The organism is Actinoplanes sp. NPDC000266 (assembly GCF_042899005.1).
In the GTDB taxonomy this organism is placed as follows: Bacteria; Actinomycetota; Actinomycetes; order Mycobacteriales; family Micromonosporaceae; genus Actinoplanes.
Genome location: NZ_JBIAZI010000015.1, coordinates 64,579 through 87,585, shown reverse-complemented (window position 1 = coordinate 87,585; position 23,007 = coordinate 64,579). Strand labels below are relative to the sequence as shown.

The following is a 23,007-nucleotide window of genomic DNA, read 5'->3' as shown; positions in this document are numbered from 1 at the left end:
CGTGTCAAGCAAATCCGGAAATTTCCTATTTTGGATGGTGCGGGGAGTGACACAGGGTGCCCAAAGAGAGCAATCCAAGAGCACCCCGACAACGCGTGCGGGCCGGGCCCGGCCCGCACGCGCGGCGTAGCAGCCTCTCAGCTTTGCGCCGCGGTTTTCCACAGGCTGGGGGTTGTCCACAGAGTGATCCGCGCCGAGTCGTGCTCTTCGGCGAGGATGGCCCTCTTGGTGGGGGTCCCCCTTGGGAGGGCGGGCGCTGTGTGGGTGGTGAGAGGTGGGGCCGATAGGCGAAGCCGTCAGGCGGGGACGGCGGCTACGAAGACCTGGCCGGTGCCGGCGACCTTGATCTGGCCGGCGTCGGCGGACGCGAAGGCGGCCGTTCCCGGGGTCAGTTCGACCGGGGTGCCGTCGATGCTCTCGCCCACGAAGACGTCGCCGGCGATCGACACGATGATGCGCGGGCCGCCTACCGGGACCTCCGTGGGCGGGCGCGTTCCGTCCAGCGTGACCCGGTAAAGGACGAAGTCGGCGACCGGCACCGGCCACGTGTCCACGCCCGGCGCCACACTCTCCGAGTGCAGGATCGGGTCCTCCAGGACCTCGAAGCGCAGGACGTTCAGCAGCTCGGCCACGTCCACCCTCTTCGGGGTCAGGCCTCCGCGCAGCACGTTGTCGCTGGCGGCCATCAGCTCGACCCCGGCGCCTCGCAAGTAGGCGTGCAGGTTGCCCGCCGGCATCCAGATGGCCTCGCCCGGCTCCAGGCGTACGTGGTTGAGGAGAAGCGCGACCAGCACGCCCGGATCTCCCGGGTAATGGCCGGCCAGCGACGTGGCCAGGGCGAACGACGCCGCCTGAGGGTGGTCGGCGCCCGCGGCGCCGGCGGCCGCCACGACCGCCTCGATCAGCGCTGGGCGGTCCTCGGTGGGCCAGCTCAGCAGCGTCTCGACCGCCGCGCGCAGGTCTCCCCCGCGCAGCGCCGTCACCACCGGCTCCAGGGCCGGGATCGCGAAGGCGCCGATGGCGTCGGCCGCCTTCGCCGGGTCGCGGAAGCCGCACAGGGCCTCGAACGGCGTGACCGCGACCAGCATCTCGGGCTTGTGGTAGGCGTCGGTGTAGTTCTTCGGGAGGGAAGGGTCGGCCTCCTGCCTGGCGTACGCCTGCTTCGCGTACTCCAAGTCGGGGTGGGCCTGCAGCGAGAGCGGGCTTTCGGCGGCCAGCACCTTCAGCAGGAAGGGCAGGCGCGGGCCGAAGGCCGCCTCGACCGGCTCGCCGAGCTGGGCCTTGGGGTCGGCGGTGATGAGCGCGTCCAGTTTGACCGGGCCGTCGGGGGCGGTGACCGTCGACGGGTCGCCGGGGTGGGCGCCGAGCCAGAGCTCGGCCTCGGGCCCTTCGGTGGGCGCGGGCCGGCCCTGGAGCTCGGCGATGAGGGTGCGGGATCCCCAGGCGTACGGCCGGACGGCTCCCGTAAGTGGAAAGACGCTCATAGCGGGCAAATTACCAAACGGTGATCATGCTGGGGCCGAAGCCGTGGCGGGACGGTAGATGTCCGGCTCGATGTAGATGACCCGGGCGATCGGCACCGCCTCGCGGATGCGCGTCTCGGTCTCGTCGATGTGGCGGGCCACCTCGTCGGCGCGCTCGGTGCTCGGCACCGCGATCTTCACCGCGACCAGCAGCTCCTCGGGGCCCAGGTGCAGCGTCTTCATGTGGATGATCCGCTCGATGCCCTCGCCGGCCAGCACCGCCTGCTCGATCTGGCGTACCGCCTCGGGGTTGGCGCCCTCGCCCAGCAGCAGGCTCTTCGTCTCGATGGCCAGCACCACCGCGATGACCACCAGCAGGGCGCCGATCAGCAGCGTGCCGATGCCGTCCCACACACCGTCGCCGGTGATCAGGGTGAGCACCACGCCGAAGAGCGCGAAGACCAGGCCGAGCAGCGCGCCCGAGTCTTCCAGCAGCACCACCGGCAGCTCGGGGGCCTTGGCCCGGCGCACGAAGTTGACCCAGGACGTCTTGCCACGGGTGTGGTTCGACTCCTTGATCGCCGTGTAGAACGAGTACGACTCCAGGCCGATCGCCACGACCAGGACCACCACCGGCACCCACTGCCAGGAGTGGATCGGCTCCGGGTGCGAGATCTTGTGATAGCCCTCGTAGAGCGCGAAGAGGCCGCCCACGCTGAAGAGCACGATCGACACGATGAACGCGTAGATGTAGCGCTCCCGGCCGAAGCCGAACGGGTGCTCGGCGGTCGCCTGGCGCCGGGACCGCTTGCCGCCGATCAGCAGCAGCAGCTGGTTGCCGGAGTCGGCGACCGAGTGGATCGACTCCGCGAGCATCGACGACGAGCTGGTGAGCAGCCACGCCACGAACTTCGTGACCGCGATGCCGAGGTTGGCGGTGAGCGCCGCCAGAATTGCCTTGGTGCCACCTTCTGAACTCACTGAATAGCCTCGGGCATCGGGTTCGACAGCTCCTTCATCTCGCTGATCGCCGGCACGGCCATGGGGTCGAGACCGTGCGCCAGAGCAAGATACAGCGAGGCGAAGTCGGGCACCGAGGTGAGCGACGCGAGCCGCTCCAGGGTCGAGCCGCCCTCGGCCGTGAGCACGTCGCAGCGCACGCCGCGGCGCTCGGCCAGGGTCTGCACCGCGTCGGCGCGGCGCTCCTCGACGGCGACCGGCTCGTCCGCGTCGTCCTCGGGGTTGAGCCCGCCGTCGCGGAACACGACCAGGCGCAGGCGGGTGTTCGCCGCGTCCTCGTTGTCGTCGTCGGGGTCGGCGAAGATGTCGCGCGACGACTCGGCCAGGCCGCCGAAGACGCCGTCGAGCAGGCCCACCCGGCCCCGGCCGGCCTCGCCGAGCGCGCCGGCCATCACCGGGTAGCGGGCGTTGGCGGCCAGGGTGTCGGCGAACCGGCGGGCGGCCACGGTGGCCAGCGGCGACGAGCCCCAGACGATCGGGATCGAGCCGGCCAGGCCGAGCGCGAGCTCCTTGGCCGGGTTCACGAACGAGTCGGCGGCCGGGCGGCAGCGCTCGGCGTCGGCGTCGAGCCGGGACGCGGTCTCGGCCAGGTCGGCCTCGGCCACCTTGACCAGGCCGATGGCCCGGGCCGCGAGCAGCACCGGCACGGTCAGGCCCCACAGGCTGGCCCGGGCCGGGGCGCGGCGCGGCACCGGGATGAACGGCGCGCGGGCGCGGGCGGCCATCGCCTCGAGCTCGGAGTCGGGGTTGCCGATGGCGACCAGGCGGGCGCCCCGGCGGGCGGCCGCGTCGGCCGCGGCCAGCGCCTCGGGGCTGCGGCCGGAGGCGGAGACGGCGATGACCACGTCGGCCGCGCCGACCCAGCCGGGCACGCCCGCGCTGCGGTGGCCGATGATCGGCACCGGGCAGCGGGGACCGGCCACCGTGGCCAGGATGTTGCCGGTCAGACCGGCCGTGCCGATGCCGGCGACGACGACCGCGCGGGGGCGGCCCTCGTCGATCAGCATGCCCAGGTCGGTCTCGGCGGCCAGCGCCGCCGACTCGCGCACCTGCGCGCCGGCCGACGCCGTGGCCCGCAGCATGCCGCCCGGGTCGTTGGCGAGCATCGCCTTTTCGTCGTCGAGCAGCCTCTCGTCGGCGTGCCGGTGCCCGGCGACCCCGGCCGCGCCGCCCTCCAGGGGACCCGCCATCAGGAGGCACCACCCTGCGGCTCGCGGGCCTCGTCGAGCAGGAGGACCGGGATGTCGTCCCGGACCTCGAAGACGCGCCCGCACTCGGTGCACGTGAGGGTCTGCGCACCAGCGTCGTACGTCAACGGCGCGTGATGCGTGTCCGGGCAGGCCAGGATGTCCAGCAACTGCGGATCGAGGGCCACCGAACGGCTCCTTTTGTCGCGGAGGGCTGTCGAACCCTCAGATCCTATCCGCGAACGATCGCGAGCACCTCGTCGCGCAGCGATGCCATGCGGTCGGGCTTGGCGGCCTCGACGTTCAGGCGCAGCAGCGGCTCCGTGTTGGACGCTCGCAGGTTGAACCAGGCGCCGTCCGGCAGCGCGGCGGTGAGCCCGTCGAGCTCGTCGAACTCGGCGCCGGCGAACGCCTTTCGTACGGCCTCGATGCGGGCCTTGGCGTCGTCGACCGTGGAATTGATCTCACCGGAGGCCGAGTAGCGCTCGAACTCGGCGGCGAACTCGGACAGCGGCCGGCTCTGGCCGCCCAGCGCGGCCAGGACGTGCATGGCGGCCAGCATGCCGGTGTCGGCGAACCAGAAGTCGCGGAAGTAGTAGTGGGCCGAGTGCTCGCCGCCGAAGATCGCGTTGGTGCGGGCCATCTCGGCCTTGATGAACGAGTGGCCGACCCGGCTGCGGACCGGCTTGCCGCCGTTCTCCGTGATGATCTCGGGCACCGCGGACGAGGTGATCAGGTTGTAGATGACCGTGCTGCCCGGGAACTTGGCCAGCTCGCGCTTGGCGACCAGGGCGGTGATCGCCGAAGGGGAGACCGGGTCGCCCTTCTCGTCGATGATGAAGCAGCGGTCGGCGTCGCCGTCGAACGCGACGCCGATGTCGGCGCCCTGCTCGCGGATGGCCCGCTGGAGGTCGACCAGGTTGGCCGGGTCGAGCGGGTTGGCCTCGTGGTTGGGGAACGAGCCGTCCAGTTCGAAGTAGAGCGGGACGATCTCGAGCGGCAGCGCGGGCAGCACCTGGTCGCCCAGGACGGCCGGCACCGTGTGCCCGCCCATGCCGTTGCCGGCGTCCACGATCACCTTGAGCGGCCGGATGCCGGACAGGTCGACCAGCGAGCGCAGGTGGGCCGCGTAGTCGGCCAGCAGGTCGCGGGCCTCGACCCGGGACGGGCCGTCGGCCTCGGCGTTCAGGTCGTCGAGCAGCTGCTCGGCGCGGCGGCGGACCACGGCCAGGCCGCTGTCCTGCCCGACCGGCTTGGCCCCGGCCCGGCACATCTTGATGCCGTTGTACTTGGCCGGGTTGTGGCTGGCGGTGAACATGGCGCCGGGCAGCCCGAGCGAGCCGGAGGCGTAGTAGAGCTGGTCGGTCGAGGCGAGCCCGATGTCGACGACGGCCGTGCCGCTGGCGTTGGCGCCGCTGGCGAAGGCGGCGACCAGGCCGGGCCCGGAGTCGCGCATGTCGTGCGCGACGACGATCTGGTCGGCGTCGTCGCCGGACTCGCGGAGCATCTCGACGAAGGCGGTGCCGATGGCCCGGGCCGTTCTCTCGTCGAACTGATCGGGGACCGTGCCGCGAACGTCGTACGCCTTGATGATGCCGGACAGATCGGACACTGCTCCCCCTGCTCCTTTGATGACCCGCCGAGAGTAGCCGAGCCGGATGTCCGAAAAGCCAGAACGGCGCAGCACCACTATTACGGGTGGCGCTTGTCGTCCGGCGTGATGCGGGTCACGATGATGGTGTCCCTGGAGGTGCTCCTGTGGCCAACCCCTGGCTTGCCCTCGACACCGGCGCCGACCCGGCCGAACGCATCCGGCAGGTCGGGCGCGCCCACGAGCGGTTCGTGGGCGGGGAAAAAGCCGCGAACGGCATCCGGCCGGTGGTGGCGGCGTCGTGGGAGCGGTCGGCCGTGGCCCTGCCGAGCGCGGACAGCACGGCCCCGATCGAGCTGGGCGACGGCGAGCTGGAGGCGTACCGGGCGGCCCATCCCCTGGCCCGGGTCCTGCCGATCTTCCGCGACCTGCTGGGCGGCCTGGCCGAGGACGGCGAGCACCTCATGGCGGTCTGCGACGCGTACGGCCGGCTCCTCTGGGTCGAAGGCACCGCGAGCGTGCTGCGCGGCGCCGAGCAGATGAACTTCGTGCCGGGCGCCCGCTGGGACGAGGCGCACGCCGGCACGAACGCGCCCGGCACGGCCCTCGCCGTCGACCACCCGTTGCAGATCTTCGCGACCGAGCATTTCAGCCGTCAGGTGCAGCGCTGGACCTGCGCCGCGGCCCCGATCCACGACCCGGCCACCGGCGGGCTGCTGGGCGCGATCGACGTGACCGGCGGCGATCACCTGGCCAACCCGCACAGCCTGGCCCTGGTCCGGGCGACCGCGCTGGCCGCCGAGGCCTATCTGCGGGGTCATTCAGTCCCACGGACGGCTGGCACAGTGGCCGCCCTGGGCCGCAACGAGGCGCTTCTCAGCTTCGGTGGACGCCGGTGGCGGCTCGGCCGGCGGCATTCCGAGTTGCTCGTTCTGCTGCTCGCTCACCCCGAGGGCAGCACCGGCGAGGAGCTGGGTTTCGAGTTGTACGGCGACGACGTGAGCCCGGTGACGATTCGCGCCGAGCTCTCCCGGCTGCGCCGCACGCTCGGCCCCGAGCTGATGGAGTCGCGCCCCTACCGGCTGCGCCCCGAGCTGGAGGCCGATTTCAGCAACGTTCTCGACCTGATACAGGCCAACGACGTCCGGGAGGCGCTGAGCCGGTACGCCGGTCCGCTGCTCCCCGGCTCGGAGGCTCCCGGCGTGGTCCGCCTGCGCCGCCTGGTCGACGGCCAGCTGCGCTCGGCGGTGCTGAGCAGTCGCGACACCGAGGTGCTGCGAGGCTGGCTGAACTCGGCCTGGGGTTCCGACGATCTGGCGGTCTGGGAGGCGTACGCCAAGGTCTCGCCCTTGAACCCTCTGGCCCGAGCCCGCATCAGCGAGCTCAGCGCCGAATACGGGCTTGCAACGTCTTTGCAACGTTCCCGTAACTAGCGTCGCCCGTACCCCAAGCAGGTACGGAGGCAGTCCATGACCGTGTACGCCGCGCCCGGCACCGAGGGCGCCATCGTCAATTACGAATCCCGGTACGACCACTTCATCGGTGGCGAATACGTGCCGCCGGCCAAGGGCCAATACTTCACCAACCCGTCACCGGTCACCGGCCAGGACTTCTGCGAGATCGCCCGGGGCACCGCCGACGACGTCGAGAAGGCCCTCGACGCCGCGCACGGCGCGGCCGACGCGTGGGGCCGCACCTCGGCCGCCGAGCGGGCCAACATCCTCAACAAGATTGCCGACCGGATGGAGGCGAACCTCGAGAAGCTCGCCGTCGCCGAGGCGTGGGAGAACGGCAAGCCGGTCCGCGAGACCCTGGCCGCCGACATCCCGCTGGCGATCGACCACTTCCGCTACTTCGCCGGCGCCATCCGGGCCCAGGAGGGCACCGCGGGCGAGCTCGACGACGACACCGTGGCCTATCACTTCCACGAGCCGCTCGGCGTGGTCGCCCAGATCATCCCGTGGAACTTCCCGATCCTCATGGCGGTCTGGAAGCTCGCCCCGGCCCTGGCCGCCGGCAACGCCGTCGTCCTCAAGCCGGCCGAGCAGACCCCCGCCTCCATCCACTACTGGATGTCGCTGGTCGCCGACCTGCTCCCGCCGGGCGTGGTCAACATCGTCAACGGGTTCGGCGTCGAGGCCGGCAAGCCGCTCGCCTCGTCCAGCCGGGTGGCCAAGGTCGCCTTCACCGGCGAGACCACCACCGGCCGGCTGATCATGCAGTACGCCTCGGAGAACCTCATCCCGGTCACCCTGGAGCTGGGCGGCAAGAGCCCGAACATCTTCTTCGAGGACGTCAGCCGCCTCGACGACGACTTCTACGACAAGTCGCTCGAGGGCTTCGCGATGTTCGCGCTCAACCAGGGCGAGGTCTGCACCTGCCCGTCCCGGGCGCTCATCCAGCAGAGCATCTACCCCGACTTCCTCGCCGCGAGCGTGAAGCGCGTCGAGAACCTCAAGCAGGGCAACCCGCTCGACACCGACACGCAGGTCGGCGCGCAGGCCTCGAACGACCAGCTCGAGAAGATCCTGTCGTATCTGGACATCGGCCGTCAGGAGGGCGCCAAGGCGCTGACCGGCGGCGCGCGGGCCGATCTGGGCGGCAACCTGTCCGGCGGCTACTACGTGCAGCCGACGATCTTCGAGGGCAACAACGCCATGCGGATCTTCCAGGAGGAGATCTTCGGGCCGGTCGTCTCGGTGACCTCGTTCGCCGACTACGCCGACGCCATCAAGATCGCCAATGACACTTTGTACGGCCTCGGCGCCGGCGTGTGGACCCGCGACATCAACCTGGCCTATCGGGCCGGGCGCGCGATCAAGGCCGGTCGCGTGTGGACGAACGCGTATCACCTCTACCCGGCGCACGCCGCGTTCGGTGGATACAAGCAGTCCGGCATCGGCCGCGAGAACCACAAGATGATGCTGGACCACTACCAGCAGACGAAGAACCTCCTGGTGTCGTACAGCCCGAAGGCCATGGGCTTCTTCTGAGCCGACGACCATGGCCACCCGAGTAGATGTCACTCCCGCGGCCGCCGACATGATGCGGCGGCTGCGGGGGCAACACGGTCCGCTGATGTTCCACCAGTCCGGCGGGTGCTGCGACGGCAGCTCACCCATGTGCTACCTCGACGGCGAGTTCCGCACCGGGCAGTCCGACGTGCTGCTGGAATCGCTGAAGATCGAGGGCGTCGACGAGCCGATCACGTTCTGGATGTCGTCCTCGCAGTTCGAGCTCTGGAAGCACACGCACCTGACGGTGGACGTGGTCCCCGGCCGCGGTTCCGGCTTCTCGCTGGAGGCGCCCGAGGGCGTACGGTTCCTGATCCGTTCCCGCCTGCTCACCTCTGAGGAGTTGGCCGAACTCGCATCGTGATCCCCCTCTGCTCGAGGCCGGGCCGGCCGTGCGGCCCGGTCTCGACCTTTGATCCTCCGCGCTTGCCGGCACGTACTTCACTGTGTCGTTTGGGCCGGATCACAGAGGACGAGCGTGCCGAACTTCCGTTACCGGGCGTATGCCAGCCTGCGAGACATGCGAAAAACCTTCAGCCGTCTAGCTCCCGTACTCGCGGTAGCCGGCCGGGTCCTCGCTGTCATCGGCCGCTTCCTTGCTCGCGCCGACAAATGGTTTATTTCGGTCTTGTTTGGAGCTGATCGACCTACTGACGCCTCACCAGATCGTGCCGAAAGCGCCGTAGATGTAGCGGAACGCCCCTCGAACCCGGCAACGTCGGGAGACGCAAGGTTCGGGGAGGTTGTGATGCGGATGTCGCGGGCCAGGAAGGCCGTACTGCTCGGTGTGGTGTTACTCGCCGTGAGCCTGACCGGAAGAGCCGCGGCTCAGTCCACGCCGGAGGAGCCGGTCGCGGCGCCCGCCCCCAGCCCGTCGGCCTCCACCGCCGCGGTCAAGCCGGCGCCGCCCTCCAGGACCCCCACGAAGGCCCCGGCCGCGCCGCCCAAGGGCAAACCCGCGAAGGGCCAGAAGCCCACCGGCAAGAGCATCTCGTACGCCGGAGGACCGGCCGGCAGCCGCACGATGACCGGGTCCAAGGGTGTCGCGCTGACCTTCGACGACGGCCCCGACCCGGCGACCACGCCCCAGCTGCTCAAGATGCTGAGGCAGCAGCACGTCAAGGCCACGTTCTGCCTGGTCGGCAAGAACGCCGCCAAGTTCCCGAACCTGGTACGCCAGATCGCCGCCGACGGCCACACCCTGTGCAACCACACCTGGAACCACAGCCTGAAGATCGGCAAGGACCCCGAGGCGAAGATCCGCAGCGACCTGATGCGCACGAACAACGCGATCCTGCGGGCGGTGCCGAACGCGAAGGTCAAGTACTTCCGGGCGCCGGGCGGAAACTTCACGCCCCGGCTGGTGTCGGTGGCCAACAAGCTGCACATGTCGTCGATCTACTGGAAGCTCGACCCGCGCGACTGGGACCACAAGAAGGGCGAGTCGCCGTCGGCTCACCGGGCCCGGGTCATCGCGACGATCGAGAAGCACACCCGGCCCGGAGCGATCATCTTGTCGCACGACTATGCCCAGCCGGACACGATCGCGGCTTACCGGACGCTCCTGCCATTCCTGCGCAAGCGGTTCCAGCTGATCGCCCTGCCGTAGGGGTGGTGCGCCGCCGTCAGTGGCTCGGCGGGATGACCCGGAGGTGTCCTCGGCGGCCGGTCTGGTGGCCGGGGGCGTCCTGGTCGTCGGTGCGCGGCGGCGGGGCCACCGGGCGGGCGGCCTCGCGGACGGCGTCGGCCAGGGCGACCAGGTCGTCCGTGGTGGGGGGTGGCGGGGCGAAGTCGCCGTCGTGGCGCACCAGGTCCCAGCCTCGGGGGGCGGTGAGGCTGCGGGCGTGCGGTTCGCACAGGTCGTACGTGTGGGGCTCGGCGAAAGCCGCCAGCGGGCCCACTACGGCGGTCGAATCGCTGTAGACGTAGGTCAGCGTGGCGACCGCCTGTCGGGGACAGCCGTTCCGGGAGCAGCGCCGTGGTGACCTCACGGCGGCAACTTATCGCCCCGGGAGGCCGCAAGGGCGCGGAAGGGCCGCGACACGCCGACTCACGATGCATCACGAATTGGCGATGCCGGGCAGACACGCCGCCCCCGATGGGGCGAATTCGGGCACGACACGCTTGTTACGCGGCCTGAGAGCCTGTCACACCGTCGGAGGACTAGAGTTGTCCGGTGACCACCAGCCCCGAACGCAGCCGCAGCGAGCAGCCGGCGCGGTCGCCCCGCCGAGCCGGACCCGGTCATCCCGCCCGCCGCGACAGGCACGGGCGAGGGCTCCGGGGGCGGCTGGTGCCGGCGACCGTTCCCCTGGCCCGCACCAAAGCCGAGATCTTCGACGACCTCGTGCTCGACACCGTCGAAGGGCTCGAGCGGCGCTATGCGAAAGAGCTCGCCGGCGTCGAGTTCGCCGTCGAGGACGTGCCGCCCGACCTGAACGTCTACGACTCGGACGTGCTCGAGGACGGCGAGGTGCCACTGGCCCGCCTGCTTCCCGGCCGCCCCGGCCGGCAGGAGCTTCCCCCACGGATCGTGCTCTACCGGCGGCCGCTGGAATTCCGGGCGATGGACCGTGAGGACCTCGCCGACCTCGTTCACGATGTGATCATCGAGCAGGTAGCCAACCTGCTCGGTGTGGACCCTGACGAGCTGTCTTAGGCGCTGGGCTTACGCGACCCGTCGTTTGAGCTTGCGGCGCTCGCGCTCGGACAGTCCACCCCAGATGCCGAAGCGTTCGTCGTGACCCAGCGCGTATTCAAGGCACTCGGCCTTGACCTCGCAGCGGCCGCAGATCCTCTTTGCCTCCCGGGTGGACCCACCCTTCTCCGGGAAGAAAGCCTCCGGGTCGGTCTGCGAACACAGCGCCCGCTCCTGCCACTCGGGCGCGTCCCCGAGCAGGTCGACCCCTTCAACCTGCGCTTCCATCGGCGTGCCTCCCAATTTCCGCACCGGCAGCGATGCCGATGCTGACCCCCCACGCACGCAGCGTGTTTTTTGTGGGCCGCCTACCCATTTCGCGGCGCCGCAGCCCACAACCCCACCGAAATTACACGCGTGTAAGACGTGCGTCGTCAAGCCGAACCTGATAAATAGGCCCGTTTCCCCGGCGCGCCTTCGGCGCGTCGTGGTCCCGTTCCTGCCCTATCTCTCCGAAGCCCCGGTTGGTAACGCGTCCTCGGCCACACGAGTCCAATTTAACCCGATTTGTGACCTATCGTCGACCGTAGGTCGTCGTCCGCTCCACCGCAGGCCGTCCGGCCGTTGCCGCGAGTTCCTTCAATTCGGCGACCGTACGCGCCGAACCGTGCTCCGAACCCGCCATTCGGGAGATCGTTTCCTCCATCAGGGTGCCGCCGAGATCGTTGCAGCCGCCGTTGAGCATTTCTCGCGTTCCGTCGTCGCCGAGTTTCACCCACGAGCATTGGATGTTGTCGATCCGGCCGTGCAGCAGAATACGGGCCATCGCGTGCACGACCCGGTTCTCCCGCCAGGTGGGACCCGCTTTTGCGATACCGGCCAGATAGATCGGCGCGTTGGTGTGGATGAACGGCAGCGCCACGAACTCGGTGAAACCGCCGGTCACATCCTGGATGCCGGCCAGCACGCGGAAATGGCCCAGCCACTGTCGTGGGTGGTCGACATGGCCGTACATCATGGTCGAACTTGATCTGACGCCCACCTGATGGGCGGTGGTGACCACATCGACCCAGGCGCTCGCGGGCAGCTTGCCCTTGGTCAGCACCCAGCGCACGTCGTCGTCGAGGATCTCGGCCGCCGTGCCCGGGATGGTGCCGAGGCCGGCGTCGCGCAGGTCGGTGAGCCACTCCCGCACGGAGACACCGGCCTTGGCGGCGGCGGTGACGATCTCCATCGGGGAGTACGCGTGGACGTGCATCCCGGGAACGCGCTGCTTGACCGCGCGGACGAGGTCGGCGTACGCGGTCACGGGCATCTTGGGGTCGATGCCGCCCTGCATGCAGACCTCGGAGGCGCCGTCCGCCCAGGCCTGCTCGGCCCGGTCGGCGACCTGGTCGACCGAGAGGCGATAGGCGTCGGCGTCCTTCTCGCGCTGGGCGAAGGCGCAGAACCGGCAGCCGACGTAGCAGATGTTGGTGAAGTTGATGTTCCGGTTCACGACGTACGTGATGTCGTCGCCGTTCACGTGCTTGCGCAGGTCGTCGGCGATGCGGGCCAGCTCGTCGAGGGCGGGGCCGTCGGCGTTGAACAGCGCCATCGCCTCGTCCTCGTGCTCCGGGAGGAGCAGCTTGGCCGGATCCTCCGAAGCCAGCTTGAGGCCCTTGACCACGTCGCTGTCCAGCGTCGTGTGGGTATCGGTGGTGACGTGGGCGGCGACCTCTTTCCAGTCGCCGTAGACGTCGTCGAAGTCGGAGCGGCGATCGCTCGTACGGCCGTCGGTGTCGATCGTGGCGAAAAGATCAGTGCGACCTGAGCCGTACGCGTCGTCGGGCTCCTGCCAGGGGCGGCCTTCCACAGTCGCGCCGTCCCGCGCGAGCCCGTCGTCGTCCGCCAGCGCGGCCACGTGGGCGGCCAGCCGGGGATCGAGCCAGCCTTCGGCTCCGCGACGGACGTACTCCGGGTAGATCGTCAGCCGCTCACGGAGGACAAATCCGGCATCGGCTGATTTCTCGCGAAGAAGGTCGATCTGGGGCCATGGACGCTCGGGGTTCACGTGGTCGGGGGTGACCGGGGAGACGCCGCCCCAGTCGTCGATGCCGGCCCGCAGGAGCAGCGAGAACTCGGCGTCGATCAGGTTCGGCGGGGCCTGCACCCGGGCCCGCGGGCCCATGATGATCCGGCCCACCGCCACCGTCGCCGCCAGCTCGCGCAGCTCGGCGTCGGGCATGCCGCGCATCGCCGTGTCGGGCTTGGCGCGGAAGTTCTGGATGATGACCTCTTGGATGTGCCCGTACTCGCGGGCCGCCCGGCGCATCGCGAAGATCGCGTCGACCCGCTCGGCCCGGGTCTCGCCGATGCCGATCAGGATGCCGGTGGTGAACGGCACGCCGACCCGGCCCGCGTCGTCGAGCACCCGCAGGCGCACGGCCGGCTCCTTGTCGGGCGAGCCGTAATGCGGGCCGCCCTTCTCCGACCACAGGCGGGTGGCCGTGGTCTCGAGCATCATGCCCATGCTGGGCGCCACCGGCTTGAGCCGCTGAAGCTCGGCCCAGCTCATCACCCCGGGGTTCAGGTGGGGCAGCAGGCCGGTCTCCTCGAGCACGGCGATCGCGACCGACCGCACGTAGTCGAGCGTCGAGTCGTAGCCGCGCTCGTCGAGCCACTGCCGGGCCGCGGGCCAGCGCTCCTCGGGACGGTCGCCGAGCGTGAACAGGGCTTCCTTGCACCCCTGGGCGGCGCCCTCGCGGGCGATCGCGAGCACCTCGTCGCGCTCCAGGAAGGCGGCCGGCAACCTGTGCGGCACCGTGGCGAAGGTGCAGTAGTGGCACCGGTCGCGGCAGAGCCGGGTCAACGGGATGAAGACCTTGCGGGAGTACGTCACCACGCCCGGCCGCCCGGCCTCGCGCAGGCCCGCGTCGCGGATGCCGCCGGCGATGGCCAGCAGCTCGTCGAACTGCTCGCCGGTGGCGGCCAGCAGGGCGGCCGCCTCCTCGGCATCGACGGCCTTGCCGTCGGCGGCCCGGCGCAGGGCCCGTTTGACCTGCGCCTCGGTCGGCGCCGGCTCGGTGGGCGTGATGCTGATGTTGGCTACTGCCGCGTTGACCTCGACCACCAGAGCAGCCTAGGCCGGAATTCTTTTCGCTGCCCCAGCGGTGCCCGGGCGCGCGCAGTGGGATAGGACACGGCGCCCGGGCTTGAACACGCTCGGTCAGTGGCGCGGCGGGTCCTGATCGGCCGGGCCGAAGCCGGGCCGGTCGTCGGGGATCTTCTCCGTGCGGTCCTCACCCGGGGCCGGAGCGGCGGGCGCGGCGGGCGCGGGCGGCGCGGGTGTGGGCGGCACGACCTGGGTCGGCTCGGAGAAGGGCGACGACGCGGCAGGAGGAGCCGGCGGGGCCGACGCGGGACTGGGCGGCGGGAAGCCGGACGCGGGCGGGGCCGACGTGGGATAGCCGGGCGCGGGCGGGGCCGATGCCGGATAGGCGGGCGCGCCCGAGGCCGGGATCGGGACGGCCGGCTGGTTCCACGAGGGCGGCTGCGGCTGGCCGTACGTCTGCGGAGGGCCGTAGGGAGCGGCGCCCGGCGGAGGCGGATAGCCGCCCGGCTGGGGCGCGCCCGGGTATTGCCCGCCCGGGTGCGGCGGGTAGCCCGGCTGGCCCGGGGGCGGGCCGTAACCCGGCTGGCCGGGGAACGCGCCCGGCTGGTTGTACTGCGGGTTGCCGTACACCCCGGGCTGGGGTTTGGGCTTCGGCACGTGGAACATGCCCTGCCAGACGCGGAACACCGCGTACGCCGCGACGCCGAAGACGCCGAGCCAGGCGCCGCGCACGAGCAGCTCCTCGAACGCCGCGCGGGCGCCGCTGTCGCTGGCCAGGTTGATCAGGCCGATCAGGAAGCCGAACAGCACCCCGAAGAAGGCCACCACCGCGTATTCCACCAGGGCGGCCACGACGACCAGCTGGGCCTTGGGGTGACGCGGGCCGGTGAGCAGCGCCAGGAGCACGGCCGCGAGCGGGAAGAAGATCGTCGCGAGGTTGACGAAGTCGTCGAAGCTGCCCCGCGTGCGCGGTCCGAACCCGAGACCGCTGTCCGGGATGAGCCGGACGACCGCCACGAACAACAACAGCGCGGGCGCGCCCACGAGCGCGTAGACCGCGAGGTCACGCAGCGGGCGCAGAAACTGGAGAGCCGACTTGCCTTCGCCCGGCGGCGGCTGCGGTGGGCTGGTCACGAAAACTCCCTGAACGTGGGGATGGTCGGGTCCGCTCAGCGTAGTCCGGGCCCGCACGGTGCACCGATACGCCGTGCGCGAGGATGGGTGCATGCGGATCGTGGTCCTTTCCGGCGGCATCGGCGGCGCCAAATTCCTTGTCGGCGTGCGCGCGCACGCCAAGACGATCGGCGCGGAGGTCACCGCGGTCGTGAACGTCGGTGACGACGTACGGATGCACGGTCTTCAGATCTGCCCCGACCTCGACAGCGTGATGTACACGCTGGGTGGCGCGCACGACCGCGAGCGCGGGTGGGGGCGCGTCGGAGAGACCTGGGTGGTGAAGGAGGAGCTCGCCGCCTACGGCGCCGAGCCGTCGTGGTTCGGCCTGGGTGACAAGGACACGGCGACCCATCTCGTACGGACCCAGATGCTCACCGCGGGATATCCCCTCTCCCAGGTCACGGCCGCGCTGTGCACCCGCTGGGAGCCGGGCGTGACGATCCTGCCGGCCACCGACGACCGGCTCGAGACCCACGTGGTGGCCGACGTCGAGGGCGAGCGCAAGGCGATCCACTTCCAGGAGTGGTGGGTGCGCTACCGCGGCGGCGTGCCGACCCACCGCTTCGTCTTCGTGGGCGCCGAGGCGGCCAAGCCCGCCCCCGGAGTGCTCGACGCGCTGGCCGCGGCCGACGTGGTGCTGATCGCGCCGAGCAACCCGGTCGTCAGCATCGCGCCGATCCTCGCGGTCGGCGGCCTGCGTGAGGCGCTGGCCGGTGGCCGGGCCCCGGTGGTCGGCGTCTCCCCCATCATCGGCGACTCGCCCCTGCGCGGCATGGCCGACAAGTGCCTGGCCACCATCGACGTCGAGGTCAGCGCGGCGGCGGTCGGCCGCCTCTACGGACCCCGCTCCGAGGGCGGCGTGCTCGACGGCTGGCTGGTCGACTCCAGCGACGCCGGGGCCGAGGTGCCGGGCGTCGAGACCCGGGCCGTCCCGTTGTGGATGAGCTCCGAGGAGGCGACCGCACAGATGGTCGCGGACGCCCTGTCCCTCGCGGGCTTCCAGAAAGGATGACGTTTGTGACTGACGGGCTCGAGATCCTCCCGGTGCGCGGCATCGGCGACGTGGTGGCCGGCGACGACCTGGCCGGCCTGATCACCGAGGCCGCGCCGTGGCTGGCCGACGGCGACGTCCTGGTCGTGACCAGCAAGATCGTGTCGAAGGCGGAGGGCCGCCTGGTCGAGGTGCCGGCCGACGGCCCGGAACGCGACGCGGCCCGCGCCGCCGTCCTGGAGTCGGAGACGGCCCGGGTGGTGGCCCGCCGCGGGCCGACGACGATCGTGCAGACCCATCACGGCTTCGTGATGGCCGCGGCCGGCATCGACGCCTCCAACGTGGACAAGACCCACCTGGTCCTGCTGCCGGCCGACCCGGACGCCTCGGCCCGCCGCCTCCGGGCCGACCTGCGCGCCCGCGGCCTGGACGTGGGCGTGATCGTCTCCGACACGATGGGCCGGGCCTGGCGCAACGGGCTCACCGACGTGGCACTGGGCGCGGCCGGCATCGAGCCGATCCGCGACCACCGGGGCGAGACCGACCCGTACGGCAACGAACTCGAGATCACCCAGATGGCGGTGATCGACGAGCTGGCCGCGGCCGGCGAGCTGGTGAAGGGCAAGGTCGACGCGGTGCCGGTCGCGGTGGTCCGCGGCTATCCCCGCGCGGGCATCCGCGACGCGGACGGCGCCGCGGTCCTGCTGCGCGACGCCGCCGGCGACATGTTCAGCCTGGGCACGGCCGAGGCCCGCGCGGCCGGCCTCCGCGACGCGGCCCAGCTGCCGGACGGCCCACGAGCCGCACTGCCCGGCCACCCGGCCGACCCGGCCGCCGTTGAGAGAGCCCTGTCCACGGTCACGCTGTCCCACGCCACGGTCCTGGCCCCGGCCGAGGCGATCCCCGGCAGCGGAGCGACGGCCGCCCTCCACTTGAGCACCCGGGACGCCGGCCCCGCCGGTTACATGCGCTTGGGAGCCGACGCCCACCGCCTGCGTGCCGCCCTGGCCGCCGAGGGCATCGTCACCCTGTCCCTGCCGCACGAGGACGGCATCCGCCTCGAGCTGTCGGGCGCTTAGTCCTTGGCGTCCCACTCGGCGAGGAACTCGTCGAGGAAGTCGGACAGGACCTGGTGGCGGTGCTCGGCGATGCGGGCGCCGGCCTTGGTGTTGATGCGGTCCTTCAGGAGGAGCAGCTTCTCGTAGAAGTGGTTGACCGTCGTGCCCTTCGCGGCGCGGTAGGCGGCCACGTCGGCGTGCATGGTGGGCGGGACGTCGGGGTCGTGCATGAGGCGCTTGTCCCAGCCTCCGTAGGCGAAAGCGCGGCCGACGCCGATCGCGCCGATCGCGTCCAGGCGGTCAGCGTCCTGGACGCACTGTCCTTCGAGGGTCAGCGGTACGTCGGCCACGCCGGCGCCCTTGTAGGACAGGTGCCGGATGATGTGTGCGACCGCCTCGGCCGTCTCCGCCTCGACGTTCTTGCCGATCAGCCAGGCCTGGGCGAGCTGCGGGCCGGCCTCCTCGCTGCCGGAGAACTTGTAGTCGGCGATGTCGTGCAGCAGGGCGGTCAGCTCCACGACGAAGAGGTCGGCGCCCTCCTCGCGGGCGATCCGCAGGGCCATGCGGCGGACCCGGTCGGCGTGGAACCAGTCGTGCCCGGTGGCGTCGGCGCCGAGTCGCTCGCGGACCAGCTCTTCGGCCGCGCTGATCACACCGGCCCGGAAGTCGTCGTCAGACATCCGGGCACTCTATCGCAGTCGGATTTATCCGAAATGTCCGCAAAGAGGAACGTCACACGTAGTCGTGCTCGCCCAGCTCCTTCAGCTCGTCGACCAGGTGCTTGACCTCCTGGGCGCGCTCGCGTGGGCAGACCAGCACGGCGTCGGGAGTGTCCACGATGATGAGGTCGCGGACGCCCATGGCGGCCACCAGACGGCCCGGCGTGGGCACGACGACCAGGCCCTCGGCGTCGCGCAGCAGGACGCCCGACTTGGCGTGGGTCTCGACGGCCTGGCCGACCACCACGTTGCCGGACGGGTCGGCCGCCAGCACCTCGCCCAGGGTGTGGAAGTCGCCGACGTCGTTCCAGCCGAAGTCGCCGGGGACCGTGCCGACGCGGCCGACCGTGGCCGCGCCCTCCATCACCGCGTAGTCGACCGAGATGCGCGGCAGGGTGGGCCACACCTCGCCCAGCACCTCCTCGCGCTCGGGCGAGTCCCAGGCCGCGGCGATGCGGGAGACGCCGGCCGCCAGTTGCGGCTGCTGGCGGGAGAGCTCGGACAGGAACGCGTCGACGCGCCAGACGAACATGCCGGCGTTCCAGAGATAGTTGCCCGACTTCACGTAACTCTCGGCTACGTCGTACGTCGGCTTCTCCTTGAACTCCTCGACCGCGAGGACGGGGCCGTCGCCGATCTCGCCGCCGCATTGGAGATATCCGTATCCGGTCTCCGGGCGTGTCGGCGTGATGCCCAGCGTCATCAGCAGGCCCTGCTGGGCGCCGACCATCGCTTTTTTGATGACCTCGGTGAACCGCTCCTTGTCGGAGATCAGGTGGTCCGAGGCGAACGAGCCCATGATCGCCTGCGGGTCGCGGCGGGCGATCACCGCCGCGGCCAGCGCGATCGCCGCGCACGAGTCGCGGGGGGACGGCTCGACCAGCACGTTCGTATCAGGGATGGTGTCGAGCTGGCGGGACACCGCCGCCGCGTGGGCCACGCCGGTGACCACGAAGATGCGGTCGAGGGGCGCGAGCAGGTCGAGGCGCTGGACCGTCGCCTGGAGCAGCGAGGCGTCGGTGCCGGTCAGCGGGTGCAGGAATTTCGGGTGACCCGCCCTGGACAGAGGCCAGAGGCGAGTGCCCGTGCCACCGGCCAGCACGACGCCGTAGAGTCCACCGAATTGATCGCTCATGTGCACAGAGTGTAAAGGTCAGAGCGCCGCGACTCGTTTCCAGGTTGTGACATGTACCTCGGCGCTCGACTGCCAGGTGAACTCCTTGGCGCGGTCGAAGCCGGCCTTGGCGAGGGTCAGGCGGCGGGGCTCGTCGTGGAGCAGATCGGCCAGGTCCGATGCGATGCGGTCGGGGTCCTCGGTCGTGTAGGCCACCGCGTCGCCGCCCACCTCGGGCAGGGAGAGGCGCGGGGTGGTGAGCACCGGCGTGGCGCAGGCCATCGCCTCGAGGATCGGCAGGCCGAAGCCCTCGCCGAACGACGGGTAGCAGGCGACCAGGGCGCCGCCGAGGAAGCCGGGCAGGTCGGCGTAGCGCAGGTAGCCCGGGCGCAGCAGCCGCAGGTGGGAGGGGACCTCGGCCACCGCGCGGTCGATCTCGTCGTCGTGACCCTGTCCGCCGGCCAGCACCAGCGCCGGCGGGTGCGGCCAGTCGGCCACCGCGCGGGCCCAGCCGCGGATCAGGTTGGGCACGTTCTTGCGGGGCTCCTTGGCGCCGAGGAACGCGACGTAACCGGAGTCGTTGAGGCCGAGACGGGCGCGCACGCGCGCCTTCTCCTCCTCGGTCGGCGCGTGGAACGCGGCCTGGTCGACGCCGTGGTAGGCGACGTCGATGCGGGTCGGATCGGCGTCGAGCAGGCGGATCAGCTCGTCGCGGGTCGCCTTGCTGGGCACGATCACCCGGGCCGCGCGGCGCAGCGACGTCTTGATCGCGCTGCGGAAGAACGTCCGCTTGGTGTTGTCGTAGTGCTCCGGCTCGGTGAAGAACGTGGCGTCGTGCACGGTCACCGTGACGGGGCAGCTGGCGCGCAGCGGGCACGTGTAGAACGGTGAGTGCAGCACCTGGGCGCCGACCTGCTGGGCGAGCAGCGGCAGACCCGTCTGCTCCCAGGCGAGCCGGGCCGGCCGGTGGGCGACCGCGGCCGGGCCGGCGATCACCTCGGCCTTGTCGTCGAGCATGCGGCTGTAACGCTCCGCATCCGAACGCTGGGCCACGACGGCCAGATCGACCCGGTCGGGGTCCATCCGCCCGAGGGCGCCGAGGAGGCCGTCGACGTATCTGCCGACACCTCCCCGGTCAGCGGGGACGCTGGTGGCGTCGACGAGCACTCGCGGGGGGCGACCGGCGGTCACGAGGCAACTCCCAAAGAGGTTGTAATTCAGACCACTGGCAAGACTACGCCCGCAATGCATCGCGCATGTGACGGCGACACCGCCTTGTTCCCGGCGTTTCGGCGAACTCATCGCGCGTCCAGGATCGATTACGGACGGTGACGACACTATCGTGGTCGAAGTGCAACCGACGATCCCGCAGGTTCTCGCCGCAGCCGTCCGGAATGACCCGGCTTCGCCGCTGCTGACCTTCTACGACGACGCCAGTGGCGACCGCACCGAATTGTCCGGGGCGACTCTGGACAATTGGGTCTCGAAGACCGCGAACCTGCTGGTCGACGGCCTGGGGCTGGGTAACGGCGACACCGCGGCCGTGCAGCTGCCGCCGCATTGGCAGACCGCGGCCGTCCTGCTCGGCGTGTGGTCGGCCGGCCTGGCCGCCGAGACCGGGGACACAGAGTCGGCGGATGTCGTGGTGACCACGCCAGGACAGACCAGTGCGACAAAAGCGCCAGACAGGTACGCCACGGGCCTGCTCCCGTTCGCGATGCCGCTGCGCGAGCTGCCGGCCGGCTTCGCCGACTTCGTGCTGGAGGTGCGCCAGCACGGCGACTACTTCCCCGGTCAGCCGGTCGCCCCCGACGACAGGGCGCTCGACGGCCGTACCCACCGAGAGGTCCTGGCCGAGGCCGCGGCCAAGGGCATCCCGGCCGGCGCCCGCGTGCTGATCGACGCGGGCCGGCACCCCGACCCGGTCACGTGGCTGCTCGCCCCGCTGGTCGCGGGCGCCTCGGTCGTGCTGTGCGCCAACCTGGACCCGGCGAAGACCGCCGCCCGCGCCGAGTCCGAAAAGGTCACGCTCGTTCTCTGAACAGCTTCTCGAACTCCAGCAGCGACGACGGGTTGGCCAGCGCGCCCGCGGCGGCCGCCGACTCGACCGGCGTGCCGGTGAGGATGCGCTTCACCGGCACCTCGAGCTTTTTCGACGAGAGGGTGCGCGGCACCGCCCGTACGGCATGGATCTCGTCCGGGACGTGCCGCGGCGAAAGCGCCGCACGCAGCTCGGAACCGATGCGCTTGCGCAGGGTGTCGTCGAGGGTGAAACCCTCGGCGGGCACGACGAACAGGAGCAGTTCGCCGTTGGGGTTGCCGTCCTGTTCGAGGTGCACGACGACCGAGTCGGCGATCTCGGGCAGGCTCTCGACGACCGAGTAGAACTCGGCGGTGCCCAGCCGCACGCCGCCGCGGTTCAGGGTGGCGTCGGAGCGCCCGGTGATCACACAACTGCCGTCGGCGCCGATCGTGATCCAGTCGCCGTGCCGCCAGACGCCCGGGAAGTAGTCGAAGTACGCCTCGCGGTAGCGCTTGCCGTCCGGGTCGTTCCAGAAACCGACCGGCATGCTCGGCATGGGCGCGGTGATCACCAGCTCGCCCAGCTCACCGATGACCGGGTTCCCTGCGGGGTCGTACGCCTCGACCCTGGACCCTAAGGCCCGACAGGCGATCTTGCCCTCGACCACCGGGAGCAGCGGAACCGCGCCCACAAAACCGGTGCAGACGTCGGTGCCGCCGGACAGCGACTGCAGTTGCAGCTCGGAGCCGACCGCCTCGTAGACCCAGTCGAAGCCCTCGGGCGGCAGCGGCGCGCCGGTCGAACCGATGCCCTTGAGCCGCTTGCGCGGGGTCAGACCGGCCTTGCGGCAGGCCATGATGTACGGCGCCGAGGTGCCGAAATAGGTGATGCCGGCCTCGTCGGCCAGATCCCACAGGGCCGACATGCCCGGATAGGCCGGGTTGCCGTCGAACATGACGATGGCCGCGCCCACCGCCGGGGCGCTGACCAGGAAGTTCCACATCATCCAGCCGGTCGTGGTGAACCAGAAGAAGCGGTCGCCGGGTCCGAGATCGTGGTGCAGGGCCAGCATCTTCAGGTGTTCCAGCAGGATGCCGCCGTGCCCGTGGACGATCGGCTTGGGCAGGCCGGTCGTGCCCGAGCTGTAGAGCACGTACAGCGGATGATCGAAAGGCACGTGCGCGAACGCCATCGGCTCGTCGGTTTTCAGCGCGTCGTAATCGCCGCCGCCGTGCAGGTAACCAATCGTCACCAGGTGCTCGATCGACGGGAGCGCCTCGACGATCGCGGCGACCTCCTCGCGGCGGTCGATGGCCTTGTCGCCGTACATGTAGCCGTCGACGGCAACGAGCACCTTGGGCTCGATCTGCTGCCAGCGGTCGATGACGCTGCGTACACCGAATTCCGGCGCACACGACGAGAAGATCGCGCCGAGGCTCGCGGTCGCGAGCATCAGGACGTACGTCTCCGGGATGTTCGGCGCGTAGGCGGCGACTCGGTCACCCTGGCCGACGCCGCGCGCTTTCAGCCCGGCTCGGACTTGGCGGACCTCCTCGCGCAACTCACGCACGGTCAGTTGCTCGCGGTCACGGCTTTGGCTGTACGCCTCGACGACCACCTCGTCCTCACCCAGGCCCGGGGCCCGAAGCACGTGCTCCGCGTAGTTCAGAGTGGCGCCAGGGAACCACTTCGCTCCCGGCATGGCCGGATCGCCGATCACCGCCGTCGGCTGCTGGTCCGCTTTTACCTCGAAATAGTCCCAGATCGACTGCCAGAAGCCGGGCAGGTCGTCGACGGACCACTGCCACAGCGCCGCGTAGTCGTCGTCGGCCCGGCCCAGCCAGGACATGTAGCGCCCGATGCGCGACTTCTCCCGGACGTCGGCCGGCGGCTCCCACAACACTGTGCCCGTCATGCGC

At 70.8% G+C, this 23,007-nt stretch carries 21 protein-coding genes; 8 read left to right on the top strand and 13 right to left on the bottom strand.

Annotation, left to right across the window (positions count from 1 at the left end):
* Positions 1-296: 296 nt before the first annotated feature.
* From manA to ACFY36_RS44250, 5 genes are read right to left on the bottom strand one after another with little or no spacing between them, the layout of a single operon-like run.
* Positions 297-1,484 (bottom strand): mannose-6-phosphate isomerase, class I, encoded by a 1,188-nt coding sequence (manA, locus tag ACFY36_RS44270; protein WP_499751942.1) that lies wholly within the window; start codon positions 1,482-1,484, stop codon positions 297-299.
* A 24-nt stretch (positions 1,485-1,508) separates the two neighbouring features.
* A complete protein-coding gene (locus tag ACFY36_RS44265; RefSeq protein ID WP_499751941.1) occupies positions 1,509-2,444 on the bottom strand; it encodes a cation diffusion facilitator family transporter in 936 nt (311 codons plus the stop codon).
* Positions 2,441-3,673 (bottom strand): SIS domain-containing protein, encoded by a 1,233-nt coding sequence (locus ACFY36_RS44260; protein WP_499751940.1) that lies wholly within the window; start codon positions 3,671-3,673, stop codon positions 2,441-2,443. Before ACFY36_RS44260 ends, ACFY36_RS44265 begins: the two co-directional genes overlap by 4 nt.
* A complete protein-coding gene (locus ACFY36_RS44255) occupies positions 3,673-3,858 on the bottom strand; it encodes a Trm112 family protein (protein WP_097319345.1) in 186 nt (61 codons plus the stop codon). The genes ACFY36_RS44260 and ACFY36_RS44255 overlap by 1 nt, the downstream gene beginning before the upstream one ends.
* A gap of 44 nt (positions 3,859-3,902) precedes the next feature.
* On the bottom strand, positions 3,903-5,282 hold the full coding sequence (locus ACFY36_RS44250) for a phosphomannomutase/phosphoglucomutase (RefSeq protein WP_499751939.1): 1,380 nt from the start codon (positions 5,280-5,282) through the stop codon (positions 3,903-3,905).
* 146 nt (positions 5,283-5,428) lie between these two features.
* Between ACFY36_RS44250 and ACFY36_RS44245 the strand changes: the two genes are divergently transcribed.
* From ACFY36_RS44245 to ACFY36_RS44230, 4 genes are all read left to right on the top strand, one after another.
* Positions 5,429-6,694: a GAF domain-containing protein gene (locus ACFY36_RS44245; RefSeq protein WP_499751938.1), complete on the top strand. Its 1,266-nt coding sequence runs from the start codon at positions 5,429-5,431 to the stop codon at positions 6,692-6,694.
* A gap of 36 nt (positions 6,695-6,730) precedes the next feature.
* Complete coding sequence (gene adh, locus ACFY36_RS44240; protein ID WP_499751937.1) at positions 6,731-8,254, top strand: aldehyde dehydrogenase; 1,524 nt, start codon at positions 6,731-6,733, stop codon at positions 8,252-8,254.
* Positions 8,255-8,264: 10 nt separating this feature from the next.
* On the top strand, positions 8,265-8,639 hold the full coding sequence (locus ACFY36_RS44235) for a DUF779 domain-containing protein (RefSeq protein WP_499751936.1): 375 nt from the start codon (positions 8,265-8,267) through the stop codon (positions 8,637-8,639).
* A gap of 384 nt (positions 8,640-9,023) precedes the next feature.
* Complete coding sequence (locus ACFY36_RS44230; RefSeq protein WP_499751935.1) at positions 9,024-9,884, top strand: polysaccharide deacetylase family protein; 861 nt, start codon at positions 9,024-9,026, stop codon at positions 9,882-9,884.
* Positions 9,885-9,900: 16 nt separating this feature from the next.
* Here the strand turns inward: ACFY36_RS44230 and ACFY36_RS44225 are convergent, their stop codons facing one another.
* Complete coding sequence (locus ACFY36_RS44225) at positions 9,901-10,266, bottom strand: DUF3499 domain-containing protein (protein WP_499751934.1); 366 nt, start codon at positions 10,264-10,266, stop codon at positions 9,901-9,903.
* A gap of 302 nt (positions 10,267-10,568) precedes the next feature.
* On the opposite strand from ACFY36_RS44225, the gene ACFY36_RS44220 reads away from it, so the two are divergent.
* On the top strand, positions 10,569-10,934 hold the full coding sequence (locus ACFY36_RS44220; RefSeq protein WP_212986377.1) for a metallopeptidase family protein: 366 nt from the start codon (positions 10,569-10,571) through the stop codon (positions 10,932-10,934).
* A gap of 9 nt (positions 10,935-10,943) precedes the next feature.
* On the opposite strand, the gene ACFY36_RS44215 is transcribed toward ACFY36_RS44220, so the two are convergent.
* The 3 genes from ACFY36_RS44215 to ACFY36_RS44205 all read right to left on the bottom strand — a co-directional run bounded on the left by ACFY36_RS44215 (position 10,944) and on the right by ACFY36_RS44205 (position 15,141).
* Positions 10,944-11,201 carry a WhiB family transcriptional regulator gene (locus ACFY36_RS44215; protein ID WP_014688021.1) on the bottom strand — a complete coding sequence of 86 codons (258 nt, stop codon included), beginning with the start codon at positions 11,199-11,201 and terminating at the stop codon, positions 10,944-10,946.
* A gap of 286 nt (positions 11,202-11,487) precedes the next feature.
* Entirely contained in the window at positions 11,488-14,025 is a 2,538-nt protein-coding gene (locus ACFY36_RS44210) for a bifunctional FO biosynthesis protein CofGH (protein WP_499751933.1), read from the bottom strand.
* 96 nt (positions 14,026-14,121) lie between these two features.
* Entirely contained in the window at positions 14,122-15,141 is a 1,020-nt protein-coding gene (locus ACFY36_RS44205; RefSeq protein WP_499751932.1) for a hypothetical protein, read from the bottom strand.
* A gap of 91 nt (positions 15,142-15,232) precedes the next feature.
* Here ACFY36_RS44205 and cofD point away from each other — a divergent pair, with 91 nt between their 5' ends.
* A complete protein-coding gene (gene cofD, locus ACFY36_RS44200) occupies positions 15,233-16,195 on the top strand; it encodes a 2-phospho-L-lactate transferase (RefSeq protein WP_499751931.1) in 963 nt (320 codons plus the stop codon).
* 5 nt (positions 16,196-16,200) lie between these two features.
* The gene (locus ACFY36_RS44195; protein ID WP_499751930.1) at positions 16,201-17,253 is read left to right on the top strand and encodes a coenzyme F420-0:L-glutamate ligase; all 1,053 of its coding nucleotides are present in this window, start codon (positions 16,201-16,203) and stop codon (positions 17,251-17,253) included.
* Here the strand turns inward: ACFY36_RS44195 and ACFY36_RS44190 are convergent.
* Genes ACFY36_RS44190 through ACFY36_RS44180 form a run of 3 tightly spaced genes read right to left on the bottom strand, consistent with a single transcriptional unit; the run spans position 17,250 to position 20,256 of the window.
* A complete protein-coding gene (locus tag ACFY36_RS44190) occupies positions 17,250-17,912 on the bottom strand; it encodes an HD domain-containing protein (RefSeq protein WP_499751929.1) in 663 nt (220 codons plus the stop codon). The two genes, ACFY36_RS44195 and ACFY36_RS44190, sit on opposite strands and share 4 nt — an antisense overlap.
* Positions 17,913-17,964: 52 nt before the next feature.
* Positions 17,965-19,086 carry a mannose-1-phosphate guanylyltransferase gene (locus tag ACFY36_RS44185; RefSeq protein WP_499751928.1) on the bottom strand — a complete coding sequence of 374 codons (1,122 nt, stop codon included), beginning with the start codon at positions 19,084-19,086 and terminating at the stop codon, positions 17,965-17,967.
* Positions 19,087-19,104: 18 nt separating this feature from the next.
* Positions 19,105-20,256, bottom strand: a complete 1,152-nt coding sequence (locus tag ACFY36_RS44180; protein WP_499751927.1) for a glycosyltransferase family 4 protein — start codon at positions 20,254-20,256, stop codon at positions 19,105-19,107.
* A 160-nt stretch (positions 20,257-20,416) separates the two neighbouring features.
* On the opposite strand from ACFY36_RS44180, the gene ACFY36_RS44175 reads away from it, so the two are divergent.
* Positions 20,417-21,106: a TIGR03089 family protein gene (locus tag ACFY36_RS44175; RefSeq protein ID WP_499751926.1), complete on the top strand. Its 690-nt coding sequence runs from the start codon at positions 20,417-20,419 to the stop codon at positions 21,104-21,106.
* Here the strand turns inward: ACFY36_RS44175 and ACFY36_RS44170 are convergent.
* Positions 21,090-23,003 (bottom strand): acetoacetate--CoA ligase, encoded by a 1,914-nt coding sequence (locus ACFY36_RS44170; protein ID WP_499751925.1) that lies wholly within the window; start codon positions 23,001-23,003, stop codon positions 21,090-21,092. The genes ACFY36_RS44175 and ACFY36_RS44170 overlap by 17 nt on opposite strands.
* Between the last annotated feature and the right edge of the window lie 4 nt (positions 23,004-23,007).